This window comes from Bacillus sp. 05T31, assembly GCF_056396725.1.
Genome location: NZ_JBFTMA010000155.1, coordinates 1 through 7,722, shown reverse-complemented (window position 1 = coordinate 7,722; position 7,722 = coordinate 1). Strand labels below are relative to the sequence as shown.

Annotated in this window: 3 protein-coding genes; 1 reads left to right on the top strand and 2 read right to left on the bottom strand. The window is 36.1% G+C overall.

Annotation, left to right across the window (positions count from 1 at the left end):
* A partial coding sequence (locus AC1DJR_RS11960) for an alpha/beta hydrolase (RefSeq protein WP_477002688.1) occupies positions 1-810 on the top strand: 810 nt, incomplete at its 5' end.
* A 75-nt stretch (positions 811-885) separates the two neighbouring features.
* On the opposite strand, the gene AC1DJR_RS11955 is transcribed toward AC1DJR_RS11960, so the two are convergent.
* Together AC1DJR_RS11955 and AC1DJR_RS11950 are read right to left on the bottom strand one after the other, a co-directional pair.
* Positions 886-2,340: a pyridoxal phosphate-dependent decarboxylase family protein gene (locus AC1DJR_RS11955; protein ID WP_016120261.1), complete on the bottom strand. Its 1,455-nt coding sequence runs from the start codon at positions 2,338-2,340 to the stop codon at positions 886-888.
* 55 nt (positions 2,341-2,395) lie between these two features.
* A partial coding sequence (locus tag AC1DJR_RS11950; RefSeq protein WP_477002687.1) for an amino acid adenylation domain-containing protein occupies positions 2,396-7,722 on the bottom strand: 5,327 nt, incomplete at its 5' end.

Below are 7,722 nucleotides of genomic sequence, written 5' to 3'. Positions count from 1 at the left end.
GATGAAGTCATTGTTGGACCTGATGATAATCCGTTACCATTAAGAATTTATCGTCCAAAATCAAATAATGAGCCTTTACCTGTCTTATTATGGATACATGGTGGTGGTTATATCTTAGGGTCTATAGATGATAACGATGATACTTGTATGAGGTTTGCAAAAGAAGCTGGCTGTGTGGTCGTGTCTGTAGACTACCGCTTAGCACCTGAACACCCTTACCCAGCACCAATTGAGGATTGTTATTCAGCTTTAAAATGGATTGCTGATAATGCGAAGTCATTAGACATTGATTCGAATCGAATTGGGGTTGCAGGAGTAAGCGCTGGAGGTGGACTAACAGCAGCATTATCATTATTAGCCCGAGATCGAAAATATCCTTCAATTTGTTTACAGATGCCACTCTATCCAATGATTGATGACCGAAATAATACACCTTCAGCGAATGAAATTAAAGAAGGATTTGTTTGGAATCAAAAGGCAAATGAAGCTGGTTGGAAAATGTATTTAGGAGAAATGTATGGAACAGATCAAATCCCTGTCTATGCAGCGCCTTCTCGAGCAGAGGATTATAGTGATTTACCATATACTTACACATTTGTTGGTCAATTAGATCCATTCCGCAGTGAAACATTAACCTATGTAAGCAAACTAGCGCAAGCTGGTGTTGATGTCGAGTTTCATTTATATCCAAATGCCTATCACTGGTTTGAAGGGTTAAATCCAAATGCCGATGTATCTATTTACGCTGTAAACGAAATGGTACAAGCAGTAAAGACTGGTTTCAAAAGAGTCTCTAAGGTTGAGGCTTAATCCCTTTACAAGAAAAGTATAATAGCCGATTCTCATTTAGAATCGGCTATTAATATGTAAAATCCACCTAATATATCAAGGTTGAGAAACAGATATAAGATGTTTAGGCGATGTGTTTATTTCCTCTGCCAACGCCTTAATGCTCATCATGATTTGAATTATTTCTTCTAATGTTGTCCTCGGGTTGATAGAGCAAAGTCGGATTACTACTTTTTCTTTTAATTTAGTCGTACTTAGCATAGCAAATCCTCTTTGATTAATTTCTTCCACCAGTTTTTTGTTTATTTCATGAATTGTTTCTGTAGACGTTCGCTTACAAGGAATATAACGAAAAGTAACAATTCCTAATTGGGCAGGTGTTACTACTTCCCAATCTTTTTCTTTCCTTAAAAACTCTTCAACTTGTTCAGCCAACATAATGCCATGATCTATTGCCTCACGAAAAGCTGTGACTCCAAATGCTTTAAAAGAAAGCCATACCTTTAATGCCCTAAATCTACGAGAAAGTTCAATTCCACGCTCCCCAAAATTCACTTTTTCTTCTATATTAGTTTCCGTATCCTTAATATACTCTGGGATCATACGGAACGTTTTACTTAAATATTGGCTATTGCGAATGAGTACACAACCAACATCATAAGGCTGAAAAAGCCATTTATGCGGGTCTAACGTCAAAGAATCAGCACGATGAATTCCTCTTAACACCTCCCTTCCTTTTTCACTGAGAATTGCTGCAGCCCCATAAGCACCATCCGCGTGTAGCCATACATCTTCATCACCACATAGATCAGCCAATTCATCGAGGGAGTCCACCGCTCCGCAATTCGTTGTCCCTGCATTAGCAATAACACAAAATGGTTTTTTCCCTTTTAATCGATCTTCTTTTATTTGCTTTCTTAAAGTACTAACTGAAATTCTTAAATCTTCATCTGTTTCAATTCGGCAAATTTGATGATGTTTAAAACCTAATACTTTAAGTGCTCGATCTACAGAAAAATGAGTTTGGTTAGAAAAATACACAACCGCATTTTCTATGTCATTATTCAGCTTGACCTGTCTCGCTACAGTAAGTGCAGTCAAATTAGCCATGGAACCGCCACTGACAAATAACCCTTCAGCTGAATCAGGGAATCCTAGCATTGATTTTAACCAGTTGATTGTCGTTAATTCAATTTGTTCAGCACCTGCACCTACTATCCAAGCTGTAGGAAATACATTAAACCCACTTGCTAAAAAATCTGCTATTACACCAACATAATTATTAGGACCTGGCACAAAAGCCATAAAATGAGGATGATCCACATGAGTAATTTGATTAAACACATTGTTATTAAGAAAATGAAGTAACTCTTTTGGATTGGATCCGTTTTCTGGAATCGTTTCAATTAGCTTGTCTCTAAAAATATTACTATCAATCGTTTCCGAAACTGGTTTACTTTTTAAATGATTCATATGATCAACAATCAAGTCCACCGCTTGATATCCTAACTGACGCATCTCTTCGGCTGATAACTGCAAGTTTTTTGTCATTTGGTTTACTCCTATTCTATTTAAAAAGGCGAGTTCTTGCTCGCCTTTTCATTTTTTATAATTTGTAATCACCGATTGCCTGTATTGGATTTTGAAGAATCATGTTGATTAACTGATGGATGTGATTCAATATTTCCTGTATTTTCTCCGCTTCATATACGGTTTGATCATATCCAAACTTTATTGTAAGTTTCTCTTCAGGGAAGCACATAATTCCATACTTTACATGAGGCTCATCAACAACTTCGTAATCTGTGATGGCAAAATTTCTGTTTTCATTTGAAGAAAAGATAGCTGAGTTAGTCGGATAGTTTTCAAAAACCCAAAGATGGTCAGTCAACTCAGTTTTTAATTCACTTTGTTTTTGTATATCAACAAATGAATAGTATGCATACTCATTACATTTCAATGTTTCTAGTTGTACTTTTTGCAGGAAGTCCACAAAAGATTGCGTTTCTGTCCATGCTAGTCGGATAGGCAAAACATTTGTGAACAGACCGAACATATTTTCAATCCCTTCTACTTCGGGAGGTCTGACTGATACTAGATTAGGTAATACTACTTCTCTCATTCCGTTGTATTTGCCAAGCAATATTCCCCATACAGCTAGTAATGCCGAATTCATAGTTATATTGTTTTTAGTTACAAATGTCTGTAACTGATTAGTCAAATCCTTATCTAATGTTAAATCCATAAATGTGAAATTTAACCCTTCACTTTGAGTTGGTACTTTCTTTTTAGGAATACTAATTTTCCGATTGTATCCTGATAAATAATCCCGCCAAAAATGACGTGCTTTCTCATGATCTCGTGCTACAGTCCAATCTATGAATGTCTCAAAAGGTTTCACCATAGGTAACTCTGCCGTAGTTCCCGCATTTATTGTTTCATAGAGCTGGAATAATTCGTCTATCAAAATGCTGACGCTCCAACCATCACATAATAGATGATGGGAACTCCAAACCACCTTATGCTCGTTATTTTCTAGTTGGAATATACAGAGACGGGTCATGAGTTCATTATTTTTGAATCCTTGACTTAAATTTTCATTCATCCACTGGTCTAGGAATTCTTGCTGTTCTTGTTTCGTCATCTCAATCAAGTTTTTTATCTCTGAAATCATTTGAACATCATGTAGAACAGCTTGCCAAGGTTGTGCTTGTTCATCTTGCACAATTATCGTTCTTAAAGAATCATGACGATCAACTAATTGTTGGAAACACTGAATAAAGAGATTAATATCCAGCTCCCCCTCAAGTGCCCAAATTGTTTGTTCGAAATATGCATTTGTATCAGGTTCAGTCGCAGCATGTTCATAAATAACTTCCTGGAAAGGTGCCAATGGGTAAATACGTTCTATTTTTATTTCTGGCATTTTTTCTTGTATTTTGATAAGTGTATGTTGATTAAGTTGTTTATCTTTAACATTTAGTAATGTAACTTTATTATCGTTCATTTTGTTTACATCACTTGTTTGCGAATTTGGAAGATGATCAAGCTTTTTAACAAATTGAACCATGTCTCCTAATATAGGAAATGAAAATAAATTTTTTGGCTCCAGCTCAAATCCTTGTCTATACAGTCTGACGGAAACTTGAATCGCTTTTATCGAATCTCCACCTAAGGCAAAGAAATGATCATTTACTCCAATCCGATTTACTTTGAGTACTTCTTGCCAAACACTAGTTAATATTTTTTCCATTTCCGTTTTTGGAGCAATAAATACTTCATTTGTTTGTTTCTCCGGAGTAGGGAGCGCTTTTCTATCTAATTTCCCGTTTGGAGTCAAGGGCAATTGTTCCAAATAAACAAAATAAGAAGGAATCATGTAATCTGGCAAGTGATCTCGCAATTGCTTTCGAAGTTCTGTTGTGCTAATATTTTTCTCAGTTACTACATATGCGACTAAAAATTTTATACCATACTCATCTGTCTGATCAATCACTACTGCATGTTCGACTTGTTTGTAAGTGAGAAGACAATGGGCGATTTCTTCTAACTCTACTCGATACCCTTGAATTTTGACTTGATAATCTTGGCGGCCTAAAAATTCAATATATCCCTCAGGATGCATTTTTCCACAGTCTCCTGTCTTGTAAATAAGACCAAAATCAGGATGTGATACAAATGCTTCATTTGTTTTCTGTTCATCATTTAAATATCCTTTAGCAAGGCCCACTCCCCCGATATATAAATCTCCAATTACACCAACAGGGCACATTTTCTTTTCATAGTTCAACACATAATACGTTTGGTTTGCCAAAGGTATCCCGTATGGAATACTCTTCCAATGCGATTCCACCTGTTTGACCGGATAATAAATTGACCAAATCGATGCTTCTGTTGCTCCTCCGAGTGAAACTACTTCCGCAATCGGAAAATGTCGTTTTATTTTTTCTGGTAAAGAAAGTGGAATCCAATCTCCACTATGTAAAACTAAACGCAAGGAAGAATGTTCAAAATGAGAACCTACTTGATCTAATGCCAAATCCATAATTGCAGGTACTGTATTCCAAATTGTAATTCCTCTACGTTCGACAGTACGGATTAATTCTTGCATGTCTCTTGGGTCACGAATCATTACCAACATTGCACCTGTGCTTAACGTTCCGAAAATATCGTATACAGATAAGTCAAAACACATAGAAGAAATACCAATAATACGATCATCTTCATTTACCTGATATTTTTGATTAATATCTTGAATGGTATTTGCAACCGCTTGGTGAGTAATAATTACTCCTTTCGGTTTCCCTGTACTTCCTGAAGTGTAGATAATATAGGCAAGATCTTCCGGACCAGCAATAGCAGGCATATCTTCTGTTGTGTATAATGACAAGTGGTTTTCTGCATAAAGACTAGGTTCTAATACAAGTTTGCATGAGCTATTTTCTAAAATATATGTTTGGCGATCTGAAGGATGGTCGGGATCAATCGGAACATAAGCGGCACCTGCTTTTAAAATACCTATCATATTAGCAATTGTGTCAACTCGTCTTTGTGCTAAAAGACCAACCTTGTCACCTAGACCAATTCCTTGTTCTTTTAAAAAGTGCGCAACTTGATTGGAGCGCTTATGAAGCTCCGAGTATGTTAAGTAGTCTTGTTCAAAAACTACTGCTACTTCATCCGGTGTACGTTTTACTTGGTCTGTAAATAATTGATATAAAGTAGTCGACGGTATTTTTTCTGTTGTCTCATTGTATTGCTCAATTAAAGCATGGTCTAACTCTTTCATCTGCAAAGATGTTACGTCACTTTGTTTCACTAATTGTTCCAATAAGTCAACAAATTGGTGAAACATCGCTTCTATCACATCAACATCAAACAATTCTTCAACATAGTTCCAGCTAATTAATAACTCTCCATTTTTTTCAATTACCACATTATCCAAATACACTTGTGGAGTCCGAGCATGAATATGGCGAAGTGAACCAAGTTGTTCCCAAGCAAAAGCCCCCGCACCTGCTAGCATCGAGGTGAAAACAATTGGCATAACTGCTTTTGGCGTCATTTGATGATATCGAGTAAAATCTCGAATGAAATTAACTCCATCGTAATGGCGATGTTCGAGACCATCTAATAAAGTAGATTGCGTTTCTTTTACTCTAGTAAAGAAAGATTGATCTGGATTCACATCAACATCCAACAAGATGAGTGAAGTGAAATCTCCCACAATTTGCTCTACTTCTTCATGAACAGGATAACGGTTAAATACAGTCAAATTAATTGCCAATCGACGTTGATTACTCCAATATGCCAATACATCACCATATATTGTACAAAGCAGAGCCGAAGGAGTTACTTCTTTCTCTTGTGCTAACTTTCGTAGCTTTGTCCATATTTCATTGTCCAGGATCTTATTAAGTGATTGGAACTTAGGAGTAGAAATCTCTGCTGGATCCTTTTTTAACAGCAAAGAAGGCGCAAACGGAAAGTCAGGAAGCTTACTTGTCCAATAATCTTTTGCTGTTTTATATTCTGTACTTTGTTCCAGTTCATCATAGATAAACATGTAATCTTGAAAATCAAAAGATAGAGGTTCTAACCTTTGCTCTGGTTTATAATAATAATGAAACAAATCCTGTCCAACGATGTTCATGCTTGCTCCGTCCATTAATAAAGCATCGTATCGAAAACATAATAAATACGTGTCTTCTTTTAAAAGAAAGGCTTTTAATTCAAACAAAGGCCATTGCCCTAAAGGAAATACATGATTAGTCATTCGAGAACGTTCTTCTTGTAAGCGAGCATTTTGATTCCTATCATCTAAATCTATGAGACTTACTATTTCAATCTCGTAATCAGGAACGCTTTGTAATATTTGCTGTTCTCCCTCTGGTAAAATTACAGCTCGTAACATCGGATGACGTTGAATTACCTTTTGAAAACTTTTTGAAAGACGATTGATATTCAATTCTGTTTCATATTCAAAATAAGTTTGAGGTGAAATACCACTTAATTCAAACTGTGAATTCCGTCCTAACATGTACGCTGTCTGAACCTCTGTTAAGGGAAATGGCTTAGACAAATCTTTAACATGGGTTGGTCTATTTTCAAAGTTTTTCGTTTTATGCTCTAACTTTACACAAGTACTAAGTTGAGCAATCGTGGGATGCTTAAAAAAATCTGTTGTACTTATTTTTAAGCAGTCTTTTCTTAATAAATTAATTACCTGAAGTGCTTTAATCGATTCTCCTTTTAAAGCAAAAAAATTATCATGAATACCGATTCCCTCAATCTCCATAACTTTTTCCCATGCATGCACCAATTTTTGTTCAATTTCATTGCGCGGGGCAACGTATGGAATTGATACATAATCTGTTTGTGTTATATCTAATAACCTTTTCCTATCTACTTTCCCATTTGGATTCAACGGAATCTCTTCCACCTGAATCATTTTTTCAGGAATCATAAACTCAGGTAATTTATCACTTAAATATTTTCTGATTTCATCAAAAGAGACCTTATTATCCGATACATAGTACGCAGCTAATAATTTCCTATTTCCATATACTTGATCAACAACGATAGTTTGGTTTATTTCTGGATATTCCCTTAACTGGCTTTCGATTTCTCTTAATTCAATCCGATATCCCCGAATTTTTACTTGATGATCCATTCGACCTAGATATTCAAGTTCTCCATTAGGCAACCAACGAACGAGATCACCCGTATGATACATCATTTCTCCTGCCGTAAAAGGACTCGGTACAAACTTTTCATCTGTCAGTTTAGATTTCCCAAGATACCCTCGTGCTACCGCCACGCCACCAATACAGAGTTCACCCGGAATTCCAAATGGTTTTAATTGCCCATACTTATTCAATATATAGGAATGATAATTCGGGTTGGGACTTCCAATCGTAACTTCTTTGGCAG